The 20797-nt window shown below is 55.6% G+C and carries 22 protein-coding genes and 1 tRNA gene; 12 read left to right on the forward strand and 11 right to left on the reverse strand.

Annotated features, from left to right (window positions below; all coding sequences use genetic code 11):
* Window positions 1-90: 90 nt before the first annotated feature.
* Complete coding sequence (locus ACJJII_RS05285; RefSeq protein WP_413663747.1) at window positions 91-267, forward strand: hypothetical protein; 177 nt, start codon at window positions 91-93, stop codon at window positions 265-267.
* A 40-nt stretch (window positions 268-307) separates the two neighbouring features.
* Here ACJJII_RS05285 and pyk read toward each other — a convergent pair whose 3' ends face one another.
* Window positions 308-1744 (reverse strand): pyruvate kinase, encoded by a 1437-nt coding sequence (gene pyk / locus ACJJII_RS05290; RefSeq protein ID WP_444918544.1) that lies wholly within the window; start codon window positions 1742-1744, stop codon window positions 308-310.
* 177 nt (window positions 1745-1921) lie between these two features.
* Here pyk and ACJJII_RS05295 point away from each other — a divergent pair, with 177 nt between their 5' ends.
* Both ACJJII_RS05295 and ACJJII_RS05300 read left to right on the forward strand, forming a co-directional pair.
* The gene (locus ACJJII_RS05295) at window positions 1922-2395 is read left to right on the forward strand and encodes an META domain-containing protein (protein WP_413663749.1); all 474 of its coding nucleotides are present in this window, start codon (window positions 1922-1924) and stop codon (window positions 2393-2395) included.
* A 64-nt stretch (window positions 2396-2459) separates the two neighbouring features.
* Window positions 2460-3020 (forward strand): META domain-containing protein, encoded by a 561-nt coding sequence (locus ACJJII_RS05300; RefSeq protein WP_282930776.1) that lies wholly within the window; start codon window positions 2460-2462, stop codon window positions 3018-3020.
* Between the two features lie 90 nt (window positions 3021-3110).
* Here the strand turns inward: ACJJII_RS05300 and smrA are convergent, their stop codons facing one another.
* The 6 genes from smrA to ACJJII_RS05330 all read right to left on the reverse strand — a co-directional run bounded on the left by smrA (window position 3111) and on the right by ACJJII_RS05330 (window position 6518).
* A complete protein-coding gene (gene smrA, locus ACJJII_RS05305; protein ID WP_282930775.1) occupies window positions 3111-3698 on the reverse strand; it encodes a DNA endonuclease SmrA in 588 nt (195 codons plus the stop codon).
* 18 nt (window positions 3699-3716) lie between these two features.
* Window positions 3717-4580 (reverse strand): SDR family oxidoreductase, encoded by an 864-nt coding sequence (locus ACJJII_RS05310; protein WP_444918545.1) that lies wholly within the window; start codon window positions 4578-4580, stop codon window positions 3717-3719.
* A complete protein-coding gene (locus ACJJII_RS05315; protein WP_444918546.1) occupies window positions 4573-5025 on the reverse strand; it encodes an acyl-CoA thioesterase in 453 nt (150 codons plus the stop codon). The genes ACJJII_RS05310 and ACJJII_RS05315 overlap by 8 nt, the downstream gene beginning before the upstream one ends.
* A gap of 133 nt (window positions 5026-5158) precedes the next feature.
* Window positions 5159-5650, reverse strand: a complete 492-nt coding sequence (gene secB / locus ACJJII_RS05320; protein WP_282930772.1) for a protein-export chaperone SecB — start codon at window positions 5648-5650, stop codon at window positions 5159-5161.
* Between the two features lie 160 nt (window positions 5651-5810).
* Window positions 5811-6071 (reverse strand): glutaredoxin 3, encoded by a 261-nt coding sequence (gene grxC, locus ACJJII_RS05325; RefSeq protein WP_282930771.1) that lies wholly within the window; start codon window positions 6069-6071, stop codon window positions 5811-5813.
* A gap of 30 nt (window positions 6072-6101) precedes the next feature.
* Window positions 6102-6518, reverse strand: coding sequence for a rhodanese-like domain-containing protein (locus tag ACJJII_RS05330; RefSeq protein WP_282930770.1), 417 nt, complete (start codon window positions 6516-6518; stop codon window positions 6102-6104).
* 216 nt (window positions 6519-6734) lie between these two features.
* Between ACJJII_RS05330 and gpmI the strand changes: the two genes are divergently transcribed.
* The 3 genes from gpmI (at window position 6735) to ACJJII_RS05345 (ending at window position 11140) form a co-directional block, all read left to right on the forward strand.
* Window positions 6735-8282, forward strand: coding sequence for a 2,3-bisphosphoglycerate-independent phosphoglycerate mutase (gene gpmI, locus ACJJII_RS05335; RefSeq protein ID WP_444918547.1), 1548 nt, complete (start codon window positions 6735-6737; stop codon window positions 8280-8282).
* Window positions 8282-9409 carry a murein hydrolase activator EnvC family protein gene (locus tag ACJJII_RS05340; protein WP_444918548.1) on the forward strand — a complete coding sequence of 376 codons (1128 nt, stop codon included), beginning with the start codon at window positions 8282-8284 and terminating at the stop codon, window positions 9407-9409. Before gpmI ends, ACJJII_RS05340 begins: the two co-directional genes overlap by 1 nt.
* A gap of 372 nt (window positions 9410-9781) precedes the next feature.
* Window positions 9782-11140: a S41 family peptidase gene (locus tag ACJJII_RS05345; RefSeq protein WP_413663753.1), complete on the forward strand. Its 1359-nt coding sequence runs from the start codon at window positions 9782-9784 to the stop codon at window positions 11138-11140.
* 51 nt (window positions 11141-11191) lie between these two features.
* Here ACJJII_RS05345 and hisF read toward each other — a convergent pair whose 3' ends face one another.
* From hisF to hisB, 4 genes are read right to left on the reverse strand one after another with little or no spacing between them, the layout of a single operon-like run.
* The gene (gene hisF, locus ACJJII_RS05350; RefSeq protein WP_282930766.1) at window positions 11192-11953 is read right to left on the reverse strand and encodes an imidazole glycerol phosphate synthase subunit HisF; all 762 of its coding nucleotides are present in this window, start codon (window positions 11951-11953) and stop codon (window positions 11192-11194) included.
* The gene (gene hisA / locus ACJJII_RS05355) at window positions 11953-12684 is read right to left on the reverse strand and encodes a 1-(5-phosphoribosyl)-5-[(5-phosphoribosylamino)methylideneamino]imidazole-4-carboxamide isomerase (RefSeq protein WP_413663754.1); all 732 of its coding nucleotides are present in this window, start codon (window positions 12682-12684) and stop codon (window positions 11953-11955) included. The genes hisF and hisA overlap by 1 nt, the downstream gene beginning before the upstream one ends.
* 48 nt (window positions 12685-12732) lie before the next feature.
* The gene (hisH, locus tag ACJJII_RS05360) at window positions 12733-13386 is read right to left on the reverse strand and encodes an imidazole glycerol phosphate synthase subunit HisH (protein WP_444918549.1); all 654 of its coding nucleotides are present in this window, start codon (window positions 13384-13386) and stop codon (window positions 12733-12735) included.
* Window positions 13386-13973, reverse strand: a complete 588-nt coding sequence (gene hisB / locus ACJJII_RS05365) for an imidazoleglycerol-phosphate dehydratase HisB (protein ID WP_282930763.1) — start codon at window positions 13971-13973, stop codon at window positions 13386-13388. Before hisB ends, hisH begins: the two co-directional genes overlap by 1 nt.
* 83 nt (window positions 13974-14056) lie before the next feature.
* Here hisB and ACJJII_RS05370 point away from each other — a divergent pair, with 83 nt between their 5' ends.
* From ACJJII_RS05370 to ACJJII_RS05395, 6 genes are all read left to right on the forward strand, one after another.
* A complete protein-coding gene (locus ACJJII_RS05370; RefSeq protein ID WP_444918550.1) occupies window positions 14057-14389 on the forward strand; it encodes a hypothetical protein in 333 nt (110 codons plus the stop codon).
* An 82-nt stretch (window positions 14390-14471) separates the two neighbouring features.
* Window positions 14472-16574 (forward strand): TonB-dependent receptor, encoded by a 2103-nt coding sequence (locus ACJJII_RS05375; RefSeq protein WP_444918551.1) that lies wholly within the window; start codon window positions 14472-14474, stop codon window positions 16572-16574.
* A 176-nt stretch (window positions 16575-16750) separates the two neighbouring features.
* Window positions 16751-18910, forward strand: a complete 2160-nt coding sequence (locus ACJJII_RS05380) for an AsmA family protein (RefSeq protein ID WP_444918552.1) — start codon at window positions 16751-16753, stop codon at window positions 18908-18910.
* A gap of 79 nt (window positions 18911-18989) precedes the next feature.
* The gene (gene mutY / locus ACJJII_RS05385; RefSeq protein WP_444919258.1) at window positions 18990-20075 is read left to right on the forward strand and encodes an A/G-specific adenine glycosylase; all 1086 of its coding nucleotides are present in this window, start codon (window positions 18990-18992) and stop codon (window positions 20073-20075) included.
* A 15-nt stretch (window positions 20076-20090) separates the two neighbouring features.
* Window positions 20091-20366, forward strand: coding sequence for an oxidative damage protection protein (locus tag ACJJII_RS05390; RefSeq protein ID WP_282930759.1), 276 nt, complete (start codon window positions 20091-20093; stop codon window positions 20364-20366).
* A 126-nt stretch (window positions 20367-20492) separates the two neighbouring features.
* Window positions 20493-20568: transfer RNA gene (locus ACJJII_RS05395), tRNA-Phe, on the forward strand.
* Window positions 20569-20797: the final 229 nt, after the last annotated feature.

Here is a 20797-nt window from a genome sequence, read left to right on the forward strand (position 1 = left end):
TATACATCTCAATGACGGCTATTACCTCTACCCTGAATAAACAAGTTATTCGGGAATGCGTCACTCACACTACTCAAAGAGGTAACTGCGGTGCAGAAAATACTACTTATTCTGCTTGCCGTGGCCCTGGCGACAGGAGTTGCCGGTTGTTCGACAACCGCGCCCCAGGGAAGCCCAAAGTCATTAACCCTTGACGGTCAGAAGTTTCGCTGTGTTGAGCAGGAATTGGAGACCAAGGTACTGGTTAGATGTGTTCGTGCGGGGTAAGTTATTTGCACTGTAAGAATTTGTAATTTAATCGTTTGTATCAGGGCACGCGGACAATACGCAGGGTATCGGTGTGACCACCAATATCCTGTTGATAACCCCGGGATATCAAAACGAAGTCCCCTGAAATTAGCAGTTCCTGATCCAGCAAATAAGAAATTGCTTTTTGATCTCGCAGCGGGCCGTCCATATTAGAAACATCCATTAATACAGGGTCAACGCCGCTGTAGAGGGCTACACGATTGCAGCACTTCTGGTGCCGACAAAAAGCGTAAATAGGAATTAATGCACATACTCTCGACATCAATAACGCAGTATTTCCAGTTTCGGTCTGGCAAATAATGGCTTTAATTTCTCGGCAATGATTCGCTATGATCATGGCGGCCATGGCGATACACGCATCACCCGCAGGGTAATCGCCGCGAAGGCTTTCCGGCGTGGAATAAATTTTACGGTGTTTTTCTGCCCCAAGAATCACTTCAGCCATATGCTTAACGGTTTCAATAGGATATTCACCTGCCGCTGTCTCAGCAGATAACATTACCGCATCAGTACCATCCAGTACTGCATTGGCCACATCGCAGACTTCTGCTCGAGTAGGTACCGGGCTCAAAATCATCGACTCCATCATTTGTGTCGCAGTAATAACTACCCGATTGAGATAGCGGGCATAGCTGATTAAATGTTTTTGTACTCCCATTAATTCTGCATCACCAATCTCCACGGCGAGATCACCGCGCGCTACCATAATGGCATCACTGGCCAAGATAAGCTTCTCGAGTCGAGCATCATTGGATACCGCTTCAGCCCTTTCAATTTTGGCAATAATATGTGCTGTGCCACCCGCCTCTCTGAGTAACTTTCTCGCTTTGTGAATATCGCGAGCATCGCGAGGGAAAGAAACGGCTAAATAATCTACCTGTAACTCGGCGGCAACTTTGATATCCCGATGGTCTTTTTCTGTCAGTGCCGGCGCAGTAAGGCCACCTCCCTGCTTATTTATTCCCTTTCTATCAGATAACCAGCCACCATTTTCAACTTCAGTTTTTAACGACAAACCAATAATTTTTTTGATGCGCAAACTCAATCGGCCGTCATCCAGTAACAGGCGGTCTCCCTCATTACAGTCTTCTGCGAGTGCTTCATAATCAACCCAGACACCTTCAGGACTGCCACTATCTTTATCCCAATCCGGGTCCAAAATAAATTCTTCACCTTTGCGCAGATATATACGCCCATCAGTGAATTTTCCGACACGAATTTTGGGCCCCTGCAAATCTCCCAGCAGGGCAATATGTCTGCACTGACGCTCGGCTTCCTCGCGGACAAATTTTGCCCGACGCCTGTGATCATCAATTTTTCCATGAGAGAAGTTCAGGCGAACCATATCCACACCGGCCTTGATTAATTGCCGAAGTGTTTCTTCTTTATCGGTAGCTGGACCCAGGGTGGCAACAATTTTGGTGCGCCTGATCATATCGACGACCGTCCTTTAATCGATGGCCAAATACTATTTTTTTACATCAGTGCAAGCATAGCTTGTCACTGCTGTCGTCTCGTCACGGCAGCCAACAACTAAGCTTTTGTGAAAGCCGAAAAGTGGCTGGCTTGGGTGTGGGCTGGAGAAGGGTTTGTGTTTGGGAGTTATTCGTCGATGAGTAGGTTGGTACAAATATGGCTTCTGGGAGCCCTATTAGTTGTCGGCGGATGTCTAACAAACCGAATAGAAGAAGCCCAAGTTGTTCAATCCTCAGGCAGTATGGGAGCAGTCTGTGGTAAGAAGTGGCAGCTGGTACGCTTGCGCGTCAATGGTGGGGTGGTCGACATCCAGAGGCCTGCGGACTTTACCTTTGTGTGCAATCTCCAAGGCAATGTCATGGGGAGGAGTGGCATAAACACCTATCGGGGGGAGGTGCAGGTAACCGATAACGGGCAGTTACTTTGGGATACCTCCAGCTTTGTCTCTACCAAGATGGGCGGCCCCGAACCCTTGCTGCGGCAAGAGCATGCCTACCTCGGTGCCCTCGCCGCCACTCGCCAGGCATTTACCAAATCGCGCGGGAATCGTTTGATACTTCGTGACCCCTCCGGTGATATCTATATAGAATACGTAAAGGCCGGACCTTGAACGCCGCCACAGAAGACCTGTAAATTTTTAGGTTAAATGTCGCAAAATCAATGAGAACGACATCATGCCACGTCGTGCTTTTTACTTACTACTGAGTATTATCGTATGCAACCTGGTGCTTGCAGGCTGCAGCACCCCCAATCCCCCTATTCCCCAACTCCAACGATCGGCTTGGTCTGCCTGTGAGCACGAGTGGGTGCTATCGAGCTTGTATTACTCCGGGCGCACTTATGACTCAACCCTGAGCTGGAGCAGGTTTTGGCGGGATAGACCCTTTTTCAAATGCGATCAATTTGGTTATGTTAGGGGCAACAGTGGCACCAATCCGTACCTAGGGCGATTTTCTCTCACTAGCAGCGGTGCTTTCACCTGGGAGCGGATTCCCGCTATTGCGCGCATGGGGGGAGCACACCCCAGCGATGAACTGGAGATCGATTACCTCAATGCCCTGAGAAAGTCTGATTTGATTGTTATCGTGGGTAACAAGATGATGATCAGCAATACCGATGGCAGTGCCTATATTGAGTTTGAACAAGTAGACCGCAGCTACCGCCAGGCCCAACCCTATAAAAAAGGCGACCCATTGGGTCGCCAGAATGACAATCAAGAAGAATCAAAAAGATGAGCTTTAGGAGTCTAAAAAAGCACTCTTGAGGGGAAAGCCTCAGCGGCGCATCTTAATTTGCATAAGTGACAGAAAAGTTACAAAAGAACCTTAACGGCGTCTTTGATGTATCTCCAGATTCTCCTGCCGCTTGCGTTCACTCTTTCTCAGCAGCAGATAAGTCGCTCCCAAGCCCCCGTGTTGGGGTTGCGCACTGTGAAAAGCCAGTACTTCATGCAGCTGCGGCAACCAGTGATTGATACAGCTTTTCAATAACGCCGGCTGCTTACGCCCCTCACCCTTACCGTGGGTAATCAGGGCACAGCGCACATCCGCTTCAACACAATCACGGATAAATTCCATCACGGCCCTGCGCGCCATCTCCACAGAGTGGCGATGTAAATCCAGGCGCGCATCTATGCTGTATTTGCCCAGGCGCAAATTGCGATAGACCCCGTTTTGCACACCATCGCGCTTGAATTCCAACGGATCCCATGGCTCTACCAGATCAATATATTCACCGGACAGGGGGTTCATTTCCCGCTCTGTCAGTCGCGTGGCAGCGGCGCGGCGCTCCCGCAACATAGACTCAGATTGCTTCGGCTCCTTGCGCAAATTGACGCGGCGCTCCTGCGCCAGCGGTTTAACGTCTCCCATTTCACCGAGAGCGTCTTTAAATAATTTGCTGTCGCTGCTCACAAATACCCCCTGCCAGCGTCAGTCGAGAAATAAATCCTTGGTTAAATTGTCTGCATTGGCTGGATTGTGGGCATAACCGGTGAAATCCTTCACACCGCGCTCTGCCAACAGCTCTTCATCGATTAGCTGGCGACCGCTCAAGGCGACATCTTTAGTCGTCAGTATCTCGTAGGCCGCATCGGCCATAATCGAGGGCTTGCGGCTCTGCTCAAACATATCACGACTACCCACCGCAAATTCAATCGCGGCGGTGGCCACCAGTGTGCGCGGCCACAAGGTGTTCACGCTGATCCCCGCCTCACGCAGCTCTTCTGCCAAACCCAGGCTGAGAATGGTCATACCAAATTTTGACAGGGCGTAAGGAGCGAAGGGCCCCAACCACTTGGGCTGGATATTCAGCGGTGGGCACAGGCTGAGAATATGAGAATTGTCAGCTTTCTTCAGGTAGGGAGTCGCCAAGTGGGCGGTGAGATACACCGCGCGACTGTTGATACTCTGCATCAGGTCGTAGCGCTTGGGTGGTGTCGACTCAACATTGGTCAGGTTGATCGCGCCCGCATTATTAATCACAGCGTCGATGCCGCCAAATTTTTCGGCAGCCTCCGACATAGCCTGCTCTACTCGCTGCTCATCGCGCACATCCACCTGCAGGGCCAAGGCATTGCCGCCGGCTTTCTCCACTTCCTCCGCCACCGAGAAGATGGTTCCCGGAAGCTTGGGATGTGGCTCTGCCGACTTAGCGGCAATCACGATATTGGCACCATCCGCCGCGCATTTGAGGGCAATCGCCCGGCCAATGCCGCGACTGGCACCAGTGATAAAGATGGTCTTGTCCTTAAGCGCCCCTGAATTGTTGGTCAGGGATACAAACTCTTCACTCATTTTTTTCAGCCTCCGGGGCAGTCACTGCCGGACTGTAAATTTCCTTGAAGATCGCCGGCATACGTTTTGGCTTGCCAGTGGAAAGCTCAATGCACACCATCCGCCATTCGGCCCGCAATACCAATGCCTTATCGGCGGCGCGAAACACCTGAAAGCGGCGAGTCATATTCAGACGCCCGTCCACCTCAGTGAGCCAGGTGCCAAACAGCAATTCCTCCCCCTCTCTGGCCGCCAGTATATAGTCATACTCGCCATGACGAATTGCCATTCCCCGGTCAAGCTGCTGATAATTCGTGACATCCAGACCCAGGGCTGCGCTGTGCGCCCAGGCGGTAGCCTCACACCAGCGCACATATTCCGCATTGTTGGCATGACTCAGACCATCCACATGTTCGGCGCCAACCGTCACTGTGGTGATAAATGGGTTTGGCAGATCCCACTGCATAAGCGGCTCCAGGTTTGTGCTGCGGTTGCGGAGGGATAGTCAGTAAAATGGACGCTATCCCCGGGGAGATTACAGATATAAAAAAAGGCCCCGCTAAGGGACCTTTTTATCGTGCCAGCTGGGCTAAAGCGAATTAAGCGTTCGCTTGAGCGCCCTCTGCTTCTTTCTGTGCCTTATCGAGGGCAGCAGCGAACAGAGCGTCGAAGTTCACCGGCGGCAACATCAGTGCCGGGAAAGAACCTTTAACTACAGCGTTATCGATCACTTCGCGAGCGTAGGGGAACAGAATTTGCGGGCAGGCAGTATTCAGGGCCTGGGCCAGCTGTTGACCTTCAAGGCCTTTGATACCGAACAGGCCAGCTTGTTTTACTTCCACCAGGAAAGCGGTGTCTTCTTCCAGCTTTACGGTGATAGTCAGGGTCAGAGCCACTTCGTACAGATCGTCCTCGATCTTCGCAGTCTTGGTGTTCAGCTCCTGATTAACCTGGGGCTTCCACTGCTTTTTGAAGACCTCGGCACCCATCGGGGTTTCGAAGGAGAGGTCTTTCAGGTAGATGCGTTGCATCGCAAATTGTACTTGTGGAGCCTCTGCGTTTGCCGCTGCGCCATTTAATTCTTCAGCCATGTTACAGCCTGTTCATTATAAAAAGTTTATTGATGCCTTCCGTGAGAAAGACTCCGGTAATAACTCAACAGTTGGGGCCTCGATAAAACGTTTCAAGGCCCAGACCGGATAAATAGCAAAAATTGGGGACCGCATGTTGGCGGCCGCGTCAGTTTTCCGTTTATCCCGCTGCTTTCAGCAATTTGTCGAGTCGGCCACCGCGCTCCAACGCCATCAGGTCGTCGCAACCACCTACATGCTTATCGCCAATCCAAATCTGCGGCACCGAGCGGCGCCCCGCCTTGTCAGCCATTTCTGCGCGCAAGCCGGGATTATTGTCCACAGGGATTTCGCGATAAGCGACACCCTTGCTATCCAGCAGCTGCTTGGCGCGAATACAGTAGGGGCAGAAACGGGTGGTATAAATGACAACATTCTGCATGACAAAACTCCGTCAAACTTATACTTCAGGTTAACCTTTGCCTTTAACGACAGGCAGGTTCTGGTTAGCCCACTCGCTCATTCCGCCCTGCAGGCGACGCACTTGGAAACCTTTCTGTTTCAGCATGCGCCCCACCGGACCTGCGTGCTGCCCCATCTTGTCAGCGACAATAATGGTCTTGTCTTTAAACGGTTCCAGCTCGGCAATGCGCTCAGCCACATCCCCGTGGGGAATATGCAGGGAGTCGACAATATGACCGGCAGTGAACTCGCTGCGATCGCGAATATCCAGCACCTTCGCCCCGTCGCTATTGATCAGCTTGGTCACTTCATGAAGTGATGCCGGCTCGCCAGACTTGAATCGCTCAGTCAAAACAAATGCGTAAAGCAATGCCACAAGCAGGCCGACCAACAGCCACTGCTCAGCTAAAAAGTCGAGAAAATCCACTTCGCCCCCAAAATCCTCAAGTGGTAATCAATAGGGCGCTATGGCGCCCAATGCCGGCGGGAGTATACACGATCATGGCGAAATTCTAATCAACCAAATCCCTCCGCCCCAGCCTCTTTGTAATCCGGCTTAAGCTAAATAAAATGGTGAAATACCAGCCCCACAGGTTAAAATCCGCGTCCGCAATTTAACCCTTGGAAGAGGAATACTGTCGCTATGGCCGCTACGCAAGCCCCGCAAAAACGCCCCCTGGTCCTGCTGATTCTGGACGGCTTCGGCCACAGCGACAATCCCGAGCACAATGCGATTCACGCAGCCAAGTCTCCGGTCTGGGACAATATCTGGTCGACCCGCCCAAAAACCCTGATCCAGACATCCGGGATGGCGGTGGGCCTGCCCGATGGACAAATGGGCAACTCGGAAGTCGGCCATATGACACTGGGTGCTGGTCGAGTGGTCTACCAGAACTTTACCCGGATCAACAAAGCCATCCAGGACGGCGACTTCTTCCGCAATACCGCTTACACCACTGCGGTCGATAAGGCTATCGCCAACAACGGCGCCGTCCATATTATGGGACTCCTGTCCGAAGGCGGCGTACACAGCCACGAAGATCATATTGTTGCCATGATAACCCTGGCGGCACAGCGCGGCGCCCGCGCTATTTATGTACACGCATTTCTCGATGGCCGCGACACCCCACCGCGCAGTGCCGAACCCTCCCTGGCGCGCCTGATGCAGGTGTGTGACTCCGTCGGCAATGCCCATATGGCTACCCTGGCCGGGCGCTACTTCGCCATGGATCGCGACCAGCGCTGGGAGCGCACCGAGTCCGTTTACGACATGCTGACCCTGGGTACAGCAAAGCACCGTGCCAGTGACGCCCTGGCAGGACTGGCCTCAGCCTATGAGCGCGGTGAAAACGATGAGTTTGTCGCGCCAACGGTGATTGGCGAGCCCGCTCCCATCCAAGACGGCGATGCCCTTATCTTTATGAATTTCCGCCCGGATCGCGCGCGCCAGTTAACCCGCGCTTTTACCGAGCAGGACTTCAGCGGCTTCGAGCGCAAAGCCAAGCCGCAGCTGGCGGACTTTGTCATGACGACCGAATACGCTGCCGATATCCACGCCAGCTGTGCCTTCCCACCAGAAAACCTGGTCAACTCCCTCGGCGAGTACTTGTCTGCAGAGGGCAAAACCCAGCTGCGCATCGCCGAGACAGAGAAGTACGCCCACGTTACCTTCTTCTTTAGCGGCGGCCGCGAAGAGCCCTACAACGGCGAAACCCGCGAACTGATCAAGTCACCGGATGTGGCCACCTACGATCTGCAACCGGAAATGAATGCGCCAATTGTCACTGACAAACTGGTAGCGGCGATTGAGAGCGGCGAGTACGACGCCATTATCTGCAACTACGCCAACGGCGATATGGTCGGCCATACCGGTGTTTTCGAGGCTGCAGTAAAAGCCGTCGAAGCCCTGGACCAGTGTGTAGAGCGCGTCGTAAACGCCGCTCTGGCTGCCGGCGGCGAGGTGCTGATTACTGCCGATCACGGCAATGTGGAAGAGATGTTCGACGCCAACTCCGGCCAGGTCAGCACCCAGCACTCCACTCTGCCGGTGCCTTTTGTTTATATCGGCGAGCGCAATGTGCAAATGTGTGACGGAGGTAGTCTGGCGGATGTAGCACCAACCATGTTAGCGTTGATGGATCTGCCACAGCCGACGGAAATGACCGGCCAAAGTTTGGTAAAAATGGACTGATGAAAACTCTCGTACTCTTCCTGATCACACTGATTTCCCTACCCGCCTGGAGCCAGGCTGAGGGAGATGAGCAGGCGCGCCTGGCGCAAATCAAGCAACGCATTGAGTCCCTGCAACAGGAACTCAACCAGGTGCGGGGCCAGCGCGACCAATTGCTCAAGGATTTGGAAGAGAACGAGAAAGATATTTCCGGGCTGCACCAGCGCATAGACAAGATCAAACAGGATATGCGCAGCCGCTCGGACAAGCTGCGCGAACTCCAGCAGGAACAACAGCAACTGCAAGAGTCGCGACGAAGTATGCAGCGGCGGGTCGAGCAGGAGATCGCCGCCGCATACCGACTAGGCCGACAGGAGCAGATCAAGCTCCTGCTCAACCAGCAAGATCCACAGAACGTCGCCCGCCATCTCCGCTACCACGATTACTTCCTCCAAGAACGCAGCCGCATCATAGACACTTACCTGGAAACCCTCACCTCACTGGAAACCGTATCCGCCTCCATTGAGCGCGAGCGCGAAACCCTGAAAGCGGAGCGAGAGCAGCTGCAGAAACGCCAGAGCAAACTGCGCGTCGCACAGCAGAATCGCAAGGACACGCTGGATAAACTGGCGGCGCGGCTCTCCGATGGCAGCGGTGAACTCAAGCAGCTCCAAGGGGATCGCACACGCCTACAAAAATTGATCGACGAAGTAGGTCGCGCCATCGCCTCACTGGTAAACCCCAGCGAGCAAAAGCCCTTTGCGCACCAGCGGGGCAAGATGCAGTGGCCTGTTGATGGCCGCCGCGCCAACGCTTATGGACAGCGCCGCGCCAATGGCATCACCTGGAAAGGTGTCACCTTGCGCGCCAATGAAGGGGAGCCGGTACGGGCAATCCACCGCGGCCGCGTGGTTTTCTCCGATTACCTGCGCGGCCACGGCATGCTGGTTATCCTGGATCATGGAGAGGAGTACATGAGTCTCTACGCCCACAACCAGTCCCTCACCCGTAATATTGGCGAGTGGGTGGAAAGTGGTGACACCATCGCTCGGGTTGGCAATAGCGGTGGACTCAGCCATAGCGGTGTTTACTTCGAAATTCGCCACCGGGGTAAAGCGCAGGACCCCACAGTTTGGTGCCGCTCCTGATCAGAGCTGGCACAGAGGGCATAACACGAGGCGTAAAATCCCGGGCATTTTCCACGCACCCGTTATGGAGCCCCCTCGCAAATCACAGCGATCGGGATTACACACCCGCCTAATGCTCCCCACTTCATCTCACGACTCCCGCCGCTGTGCTAATTAAATGAGAAAGCACCACGACGAAAAGCTGCGGAGTATCGGCTTTTTTATCGCCAAAAGAGAATAAGAGCGGGAGCCAACCCAGGTGTAAGACCCCTGGGCTTATGACGACTAAGATCGTGACACTGTAGAATTTGGCGTCCGCTTAGAATCCCTGCCAATCTCTGCGGTCTACACTTTCGCAAAGCAGCGAAGAAATAAGGCAGAGGTCACAACAACATGTTTATCCCCAAGGCGCTGACAACCTTGATCGGCGCAGCCGCTCTGACAGCCCTGCCTTTAATGGGTTTGACCGACGGCGATAGCCATTCCCAGGTGGCTGCAGACACTGAAGCCCGCCTGCCGCTGGAAGATCTGCGCAGCTTTGCCAAAGTTTTCGAGCAAATTCGCCAGGGCTATATCGAGGAAGTGGACGACCGCACCCTGCTGGAATACGCCATCAAGGGCATGCTGCAAGGCCTAGACCCGCACTCCTCCTATCTTGATCGCCGATCCTTTGACGATTTACAAGCCAACACCACCGGTGAGTTTGCCGGCCTAGGGATCGAGGTGGGCATCGAAAACGACCATATCACCGTCGTCACCCCCATGGACGACACCCCCGCCTCCCGCGCTGGCCTCAAGGCCGGCGATGTCATACTGCGCTTGTCGGGCAAATCCATGAAGGGCGTGAGCCTGGATGAAGCGGTGGAGTGGATGCGCGGGCCCAAAGGAAGCAGTGTCACCCTGACCATCGCTCGCAAAGGTTTTAAAGAGCCTTTCGATGTCACCCTCAAGCGAGACACCGTGCGCGTGCGCAGTGTGCGCAGCAAAGTCCTCGATGATGGCTACGGTTATCTGCGCATCAGCCAGTTTCAGCTGGACACCGGCGCCGATGTGGCCGACGAGCTGATCAAGTTGCAGAAGAAAGGCGCACTTAAAGGGCTGGTTATCGACCTGCGCAACAATCCCGGTGGCGTGCTGCAATCCTCGGTGGAAGTAGCGGATGCATTTTTGGAAGAGGGCCTGGTGGTCTACACCGAAGGCCGCAATGAAGCCGCCAACCTGAGCTATTCCGCCGAGCCGGGCGATTTAACCGAAGGCGCTCCGCTGGTTGTATTAATCAACGCGGGCTCCGCCTCTGCAGCGGAAATTGTCGCCGGCGCCCTACAGGACCACCGCCGCGCAGTGGTGATGGGCACCGACAGCTTCGGCAAGGGATCGGTACAAACAGTAATCCCTATCAATAATGAACGCGCCATCAAGCTGACAACCGCGCTCTACTTCACTCCCAATGGCCGCTCAATCCAGGCCCAGGGCATCACACCGGATATCGTGGTAGAGCGGGTGAAAGTCACCCGCTTGGACGACTCTCCCAGGCCCACTGAAGCTGATTTGGCCGGGCATCTGGACAACGGTAACGGTGGTGCCGACCGGACTTCTGAAGACCGCTCGAGAGAACAGGAAGAACGGGAAGACTGGATGGATCGTGACAACCAAATCTTCGAAGCCCTCAATGTACTCAAGGGCCTCAATCTCTACGCTCACAGGGACAGGGGTTTGCGCGAGCGCCTTGCCCGCGCAGACGAACAGCAGTAAGCAAAGTACGGCGGGCCCAGGGCCCGCCGTGCAAGACTACCCCAGCATTACCTACAACCGCATTTCAATCCCTGCGCTGTGCATAAACGCTTTCGCTTCGGCAATGGTGTATTCGCCGAAGTGAAAAATACTCGCAGCCAATACCGCATCCGCACCACCGTGCAATACGCCATCCGCCAGGTGCTGTAGGTCTCCCACACCACCGGAAGCAATGACTGGCACTTGAACCGCCTCAGTAACCGCCCGGGTCAGGGCCAGGTCAAAACCGTTCTTGGTGCCGTCGCGATCCATACTGGTCAGCAGGATTTCGCCGGCACCGTATTCGGCCATCTGCCGAGCCCAGGCCACTGCATCAATGCCAGTGGGCTGGCGCCCGCCATGAGTGAAGATCTCCCAGCGGCCCTCTCCCACCTGTTTGGCATCAATGGCCACCACAATACACTGGCTGCCAAAGCGCTCGGCGGCCTCGCGTACAAACTCGGGGTTTTTCACTGCCGCTGAATTGATTGCAGTCTTGTCCGCACCGGCATTCAGCAGATTGCGGATATCTTGCAAGGTGCGCACACCGCCGCCAACAGTGAGGGGGATAAACACCTCGTGGGCCATTTTCTCCACGGTGTGCAGGATGGTATCGCGCTGCTCGTGGGTGGCGGTGATATCGAGGAAAGTGACTTCATCCGCGCCCGCTTCGTTGTAGCGGCGGGCAATTTCCACCGGGTCGCCGGCATCGCGAATATCGACAAAGTTAACACCCTTCACCACACGGCCGTTGTCCACATCGAGACAGGGAATAATACGTTTCGCCAGAGCCATTATTTGTTCCGTTGGTCGCAAAGCTGCTGCGCTTCGCGCAGGTTCAACTTGTCTTCGTAGATCGCCCGGCCGGTAATCGCACCGTAGATTTCACCGGCATCCAACAGCTGTTCAATGTCCTCAATGCTGCTGACACCGCCGGAGGCAATAATAGGCACCTGCACTGCGCGGGCCATTTCCAGAGTCGCCTCAATATTGACGCCTTGCATCATCCCGTCGCGGGCAATATCTGTATAAACAATAGAGCTGACGCCACAATCGGCAAAGCGCTTGGCCAATTCTGTGGCCTTCAGCTCGGAAACCTCAGCCCAGCCCTCAGTAGCCACCAAGCCATCTTTGGCATCGAGCCCGACAATAATATGGCCCTCAAACTCGCGACACGCCTCTTCCACCAGCTTGGGATTTTTTACCGCCGCAGTGCCGATAATCCCCCACTGCACACCGGCATCCAGATAGCGCTCGATAGTGTGCAAATCGCGAATGCCTCCGCCAATTTGCACCGGTAAATCGGGAAACTGTTTGGCGATAGCAGTTACCGCTTCACCGTTCACCGGGTTGCCGGCGAAGGCGCCGTTCAAATCCACCAGGTGCAGTCGCTTGGCTCCCTCGTTCACCCAATGCTGAGCTGTAGCCAGGGGATCATCGGAAAATACAGTGGCGTCATCCATCTCGCCCTGGCGCAGGCGCACGCATTGGCCGTCTTTTAAATCTATCGCGGGAATTACAATCATGTCTTTTCTTACGTCGGCAGTAATTTCAGTGTGATCGGTGAGCTGGGTCTATTGGGCCCGGCCGTTCCAGTGGACAAAGTTCTTTAGCAGCTGCAAGCCAGCCTCGGCACTCTTCTCCGGGTGGAACTGGGTGGCGAAGATATTCTCCCTGGCAACTGCGGCAGCCAGGGGAATGCCGTATTCGGCTTGCCCGGCAATATCCGGATTTTCAGCAGCCGGCACATAGTAACTGTGGACAAAGTAGAAACGGCTGCCATCGGCAATATCGGCCCACATGGGGTGCGGCTGCCGCTGCTGAACACTATTCCAGCCCATATGGGGCACCTTGAGCCGTTCGGCACTCTGCGCCGAGGGAATGTTGTCGCCGAAGAACTTCACCGGCTCCGGGAAAATCCCCAGGCAATCAACGCCATTATTCTCCTCGCTGTGGTGCATCATGATCTGCATACCCACACAGATACCCAGCACCGGGGTACCCACACTGATGGCCTCGCGAAGCAGCGGCGAAAAACCCGCATCGACAAACCCTGCCATACAATCCCGAATGGCACCCACACCGGGCACCACCAGGCGCTCTGCGTCCTCGGCCTGATCCGGCGTCTGTGCCAGCACCACCTCGGCCTCCGGCGCCACCTTGTTCAGGGCGCTGGCCACCGAGTGCAGGTTGCCCATACCGTAATCGAGTACTGCGATCTTACCCATCACAAGACTCCTTTGGTGGAGGGCATAGTGCCGGCCATACGGGGGTCCGGGGTCAACGCCATACGCAGGGCGCGGCCAAAGGCTTTAAATACAGTTTCCACCTGATGGTGAGCGTTGTGGCCGCGTAGGCAATCAATATGTACGGTTACCAGCGCGTGATTGACGAAGCCCTGGAAGAACTCAAAAAACAGTTCGGTATCAAAGTTGCCGATCCGCTTCTGGGTGAAAGGCACATCCATAACCAGGCCGGGCCGCCCGGAGAAGTCGATTACGACCCGGGAAAGCGCCTCATCCAATGGGACATAGCTGTGGCCGTAACGGGTCATCCCCTTTTTATCTCCCAGCGCTTCGGTAATGGCTTTGCCCAGGGTAATGCCGATATCTTCCACCGTATGATGGTCATCGATATGAATATCGCCATCGCAGCTAATGTCCATGTCGATCATGCCGTGGCGGGCAATTTGATCGAGCATATGCTCCAGGAAAGGAACCCCAGTCGCGAACTTGCCATGACCTTGGCCGTCCAGGTTAACGCTGACTTGAATCTTGGTTTCCAGGGTGTCACGGGTGACGCTAGCTGTACGCATCGAAAGCGATCCTTATTTGCACGATAAGACAGAGGGCGCAAATTATAGGATGAATGACACCCCCTGTGGTTCTCTAGTGTCAGATGAAACTTGATTCGTATTTGTTTAGCCCTATCATGCACCGCATGGTTACTCTAACGCGCCGAAAATCCCATTACTGGGCCAGCCTGTTCCTGTTACTCGCCGTAGTAGCAGCTCAGCCGCTGTGGGCGGAGCACTTTCACCTGGGCAACACCCAGGTAGAGATGTGTGACCTGTGTTGCATGCATTCACCTGCAGCACTCGGCAGCGAGCCATTGCTCGTACAGGCTGAGCCCCAAAGTCACTATGAACGGCCCTCTGCGCCAACCGCGCGCGATTGCCAGCCAGAGCGCCAGAGTGCGCGCGCCCCTCCCTTCTTCCTGTCACTCAGCTAACACCCAAAAACCGATATTTTTTAGTGAATGCCCGCGCTGGAGCGCGTATGGCATTGTCCGCCTGTGACAGGAATAAAAAACAATGACTAAGTTCAATACTTTGGCCCTGGCTATTGCCAGCTTGGCCGTGCCCGCTATTTGCGCCGCAGAAGACAGCAACAAACTGGAAGAAGTTAACGTCACCGTATCTCCCCTGGATAAGCCCGCCGACGCAGTAGCTGCCCCGGTATCGGTGCTCTCCGGCGAGACCCTGCGCAAAGCCGCTTCCGCCACCCTGGGCGAAACCCTGAAGAACCAGCCGGGAGTGGCCAACGCCTCCTTTGGCAGTGGCGTGGGCCTGCCGGTTATTCGCGGCCAGAGCGCCAACCGGGTGAAGATCCTGAACGACAACCTGGATGTCTCTGACGCCTCCAACACCAGCGCCGATCACGCCGCTAGTATCGAACCTCTACTGGCGGAGCGCATCGAGATACTGCGCGGACCGGCGGCACTGCGCTACGGCAGCGGCGCTATCGGCGGGGTGGTAAATATTATCGACGGTCGCATCCCCACTGAGGTACCCGAGGAAGTTGAAGGCGCGGTTGAGATGCGCCACGACACTGCCAACAGCCAGGATGCCTCGGTATTCCGCTTTACCGGCGGTACCGGGCAGCTGGCCTGGTACTTCGACGGTGTCTATCGCGAAAACGACGACACGGAAATCCCCGGCCTCGCTATTGTCGAGCACGAGGAACATGAAGAGCACGACGAGGACGAAGGCGAGCACGAGGAAGAGTTCAACACCGACGGCTTCGTCGGCAACACCAATGCCCGCGCTCACAGCTACAGCGGCGGTGTTTCCTGGATTACTGAAAGTGGCTACATCGGCCTGTCAGTAAACAAGCTGGAAAACAACTACGGTATCCCCCTCGGCACTCACGAGCACCACCACGATGATGAGGAGCACGACGAGGACGATCACGAGGAACACGAAGAGCATGAGGAGGAGAGCGAAGCCGAAGCTGTGCGTATCGATATGGCGCAGACTCGCTACGACCTCAAAGGCGAGCACCGCTTTAACAGCAACTATTGGGACAAGTTACGCCTGCGTATCGGCTATAACGACTACGAGCACGTAGAGTTGGAAGAGGACGCAGCCGGTACCCGCTATGCCAACGAAGCCTGGGAAGGTCGCTTGGAAATCACCCACGACAACGATAGTGAGTGGCGTGGCGCCTACGGTCTGCAGTTGTCCGATAAAGACTTTACCTCTGACGAAGGGGCATTTATCCAGCCCTCCCGCACCCGCAGCGCCGGCCTCTTCACTATGAAGGAACGCGAATGGGGCAACTGGCACCTGGACCTGGGCGCGCGTATTGAGCGTGTCGATGTCGACCCGGAGACCGCAGAGGATCGCGACTTCAACCTGTTCAGCACCAGCGCTACCCTGCAGTACTTCTTGCAAGAGCACCAGCATATCAGCGTCGGTGCCACCCGCTCCGAACGCGCCCCGGTAGCCGAAGAGCTGTTTGCCGACGGCGAGCACCTGGCCGAGGGTACATACTTAATTGGCAACAGTGACCTGGACAAAGAACGATCCATTAACCTGGAGTTGGGCTATCACCACCACAACGAAGCGGCCAGTGGCTGGCATGCAGCGCAGATTGAAGCCAGCGTCTTCTACAACCGCATCGGCGACTACATCTACGCGCAAAACACCAATGAGTTGTTTGAAGAAGAGCTGCCCATCTACGCCTATGGCAACCGCGATGCCACCTTCTACGGTGCTGAAGCCTCGGTGAAATTTCCCCTGCGCAGCAACTTCTACCTGACTCTGTTTGGCGATGTTGTGCGCGCGAACTTCGACGAAGATATCGCCGGTGAGAGTTCCGATGTGCCCCGCATGCCTCCCCTGCGCCTGGGTCTCGCCCTGGGGGCGGAATACGACCAGTGGGGCTGGGAGTGGCGCACGACTGAAGCTGCGGACCAGGATCGCGCCGGTGCCTACGAAGAGGAAACTGACGGCTACACTCGCATGGACCTGAGTGCCCACTACAACCTCAATATCGGCAGCAGCAATGCGGTGATCTTCGCCAGTGCCCGCAACCTGCTCGACGAAGAAATTCGCAACTCCACCTCTCTGCTGCGCGATTACGCTCCCGAAGCGGGCCGCAGTGTCGAAGCCGGTGTGCGGTTTATTTTCTAATAAACACCTGCTTCAATGGCCCCGCAGCGCTTTCCCAGCCTCGCGGGGCTGTATCTCCTACAATTCCGGCATACCCTCTACGTAGAAGTGCGCGGGAACATCTAGCCGCGCTGTGACGTCTGACATGTAGTATTACATGACTCACTTTCTGTAAATAAACAGGGACAATGCACTCCATGGCCTGGATCAAGCGCACTTTTATCGCTCTTTTGATCGTCTTCCTGCTTCTCGCCGGCGCCGTCGCTTGGCTACTCGCAGGGCTCGATATCAACCAGTACAAACCGCAGCTGGAAAAGCTCGCCGCCAAGCAGGGCATCTCCCTGCAGCTCGAAGGCGATATCGGCTGGCAGCTGTGGCCCAAGCTCGGCCTGCAACTGGAAGACGTTCAACTTGCACCGCTAAAACTGCCAAAGCAGACTCTGGTCAAGGCGGATAAAATTGCCATCGGTGTCGCTCTCAAACCTCTTCTACAGCGCAAAGTGGAAGCTGAAGAAATCGTCCTGGTGGCTCCGCAAATTGAGCTCACCGTTGACAAGGAGGGACGCGGTAACTGGGAACTGATCAGCGAGGCCCTGGAAGCGCAGAGCAAGCAACCTCCCAAACTCTCCATCCCCAAGGAACAGGAAGAGCCTTCACAACAACAGGTCGACCTGAGTCTGCAAAAGCTGCGTATCGAGAAGGGCGTGGTGCTCTACAGCGATGCCCAGACCAACAAAGAGTACAAAGTCCAAGACCTGCAGGTAAGCGTTATCAACCTGGTGCCGGGTGGCGAGCCGGGCAAACTCACTGCCGCAGCAGACCTTACCGGCAGCGACCTCAAACACCCGCTGAAGCTTAAAATTGATAGCACCCTCGCCCTGGATGAGGGCCTCAATGGGCTGCGCCTGCAACCGCTACAAGTAGACCTCACCTCTGAGAACAGCGCCAAGGCCAGCCTGCATATGCGCGGCTACCTGCGCAGGGACAGCAACACCCAGCCCTGGCGTATACAACTAAACGTCAACGCCAATGCCGACCCTCTGCGCCCCTGGTTTGAACTGACGGGCACCGAAATCGATACCCGCGATAAAGCGGCACTGCAAAAGCTGAGTATCGAAGCGAGTGTGGAAGGTACAGAGCAAAAGCTCGACCTAACACCGCTGCAATTGAAACTGGACGACGTCACCTTTAGCGGCAACGCCCAGTTGCGCAACGCAGAAATGCCCGGGCTGGACCTGAACCTGCGCGGCGGCGCCTTTAATCTGGATAACTATCTGCCCCCTTCGAACGAAGATGAGGCTGGAGCCGCTTCGGCGGAACAAACCGAGGGAGTGGAAGCACAGAGTGCGCAAGCTCCTGCCGCTGAAAGCAAAAAGCCGGGAGAGCAGGCGACACAGAGTGATCAAACTGAAACCGCAGAAAAACCAAAGAGAACAGTAGCAGCCAAGCCGCCCGCGGCAGAACCCCTGCCACTGAGCGACCTGCGCGGCTTCAACGCCAATATCAGCCTGGCACTGGACCAACTGCAAGCCGCTGACCTGCAAATGGACAGCCCGGAAATCCAACTCACCGTGGATAACGGCCTCTACCGCCTGCAAAAATTGAGCGCCGATATCTATGGTGGCCAGCTGAACACGAATGGCCAGCTCAACGCTCGCGCCCAGTCCGCCGAGGCGCAGATGCGCGGCGGTCTCACCAATGTCGATATCGGCAAGGTCCAAGCTGCCCTCTTCCCCAGTGAAGACGTCCAGCTGGCTGGGGAAGCCAGCGTTAACTGGAGTGCCAGCACCAAAGGTAAAACATCCACAGCCTTAGAGAAAAACCTGCGCGCCTCCGTTGAGGTTTCCAGCAAGGAAATGTCGATTTCTCCATTCAACCTGGAGAAAAACATGTGCCAGCTGTTCAGCTACGCGGAAAATACCGAAATGCCCACCCGGGACTGGCCCAATAGCACCGGACTGCAGGACCTTCGCGCCACCATCGCGGTGAAAGGCGACCAGGTAGATGTGAGCGAAATTCTCGCCGGTATCGAAAATATCGCCCTGACCGGTGACGGAGAGGTGGACCTGAAGAAACAGGACTTCGACTTCAAGCTCGGCCTGGCCCTGGTGGGCGAGAGCACCTCCGCCGACGGCTGTACCGTGCGCAACAAGCGCTGGCGCAATCGCCCGCTGCCGCTGCGCTGCAAGGGCGACTTCGACGATGTGAACATCAGCACCTGTAAACCCGACAGCCGCCGCCTCGACGACTTGCTGCGGGAAGAACTGAAGCACAAAGCCGAAAAGAAATATGGCGATAAAGTTGAAGAAAAGGTCGACGAACTGAAAGAAAAATTGAAAAATCTCTTCGGCCGTTAAGGCCCCGCTAAAGTGCACCGGGGTCCACCCGGTGCACAACTCCAGCGTTCAACCACAGATTCCAGCCCGCAGTATCCCCATGACCCCAAAGCAGTTCCAAAATGCCGTCCTGAAATGGTTCGACAAACACGGGCGCAAAGACCTGCCCTGGCAGCAGGACATCAACCCCTATCGGGTTTGGGTGTCCGAAATCATGCTGCAACAGACCCAGGTCACCACGGTGATTCCCTACTTTGAGCGCTTTATGCAGAGCTTCCCCACCCTGGAAAGTCTCGCCCGAGCGCCTCAAGACAAAGTCCTGGCTCACTGGAGCGGCCTCGGCTACTACGCCCGCGCCCGCAACCTGCACAAGTGCGCCCAGACGGTGCTGGAGGAATACGGCGGGGAGTTTCCCCAGGACGTAGAGGAACTGACCGAATTAAGCGGCATAGGCCGCTCCACCGCTGGCGCTATTGCCAGTATCAGTATGCGACTCAGGGCGCCGATCCTCGATGGCAACGTCAAACGGGTGCTGGCTCGCTTTCACGCCGTGGAGGGCTGGCCCGGACAGACCGCAGTTGCCAATCAACTGTGGCAACTGGCCGAGACCTACACCCCAAACCAACGCGTTAACGACTACACCCAGGTGATGATGGACCTGGGTGCCACCCTGTGCACCCGCTCGAAACCCCGCTGCGAGGAATGCCCGGTGAAAAAATCCTGTGTGGCTCACGCCCAGGGCAACCCACAGGATTACCCCGGCAAGAAACCGCGCAAGGAAAAGCCGGTGCGCAGCGCCACCCTGCTCTTGCTTGAACACAAAGGTGAAATCTATCTGGAACAGCGCCCGCCCAGCGGTATCTGGGGCGGACTCTGGAGCCCACCTGAAGCCGACAATAGCAGCGACTGGCTCAAGGCAAAGCGCTGGCGTGCCAGTGACGTCCAGACCCTGCCGACCCTGCGACACACCTTCACTCACTTTCACCTGGATATTTCCCCGGTGTGGGTACAACTGAGCAAAGTCCCTGCACAGGTGGCGGAGAGCGGCGCTGGCTGGTATAAACTGCGGCGTTTAAACCGCCCTCGTGCGGCCCAGGAACTGGGGCTACCCGCCCCTATCGTCAAGCTGGCAAAACAACTACTGGCGCTGCAGGCTCCCCTGCTCACGCCGACCACTGCCGACTAAAACCAGGAGGAGTCCATGTCCAGAACCGTATTCTGCCGCAAGTACCAAGAGGAATTGGAAGGTCTGGATGCACCGCCCTTCCCCGGCCCCAAAGGCATGGATATCTTCGAGAACGTTTCCAAAAAAGCCTGGCTGGAGTGGATGTCCCACCAGACCATGCTGATTAACGAAAAGCACCTGAACATGATGGAACCCTCAAGCCGCGCCTACTTGAGCGAGCAGATGATGAAGTTCTTAAGCGGCGAGGAATACGACGCAGCCGACGGTTACGTTCCGCCGGAACAGCAGTAACACAAGGCCCCGAAGCTTTCCCGGCAAAGAAAAAAAACTTTTTTATAATCAAGGGGTTGACTCTGACCCGGGGAAGGGCTTTAATACGCGCCTCGCGACGCAGGGGAAGCCCAGCAAGATCGCAAAGCCCGGATAGCTCAGTCGGTAGAGCAGGGGATTGAAAATCCCCGTGTCGGTGGTTCGATTCCGCCTCCGGGCACCATATTAAAAAGCCTCATCCGCAAGGATGGGGCTTTTTTTATGCTTGATTCACAACGAAACTCTAGCTTTCAAATCTAGGGCATACTTATTAATCACCCACCCTTCTGCTACGCTTGTCCGCTTTTCATCCAGCCCTGTTAACCCCACCAACCCCCATTTCACCTTAAAAATTCTTTTTGCTTTTAACTCATTAGGACTAGAAAGCTTACACCTCGACCCATTTCCCCCAC

The organism is Microbulbifer maximicatervae (SeqCode) (genome assembly GCF_052467825.1).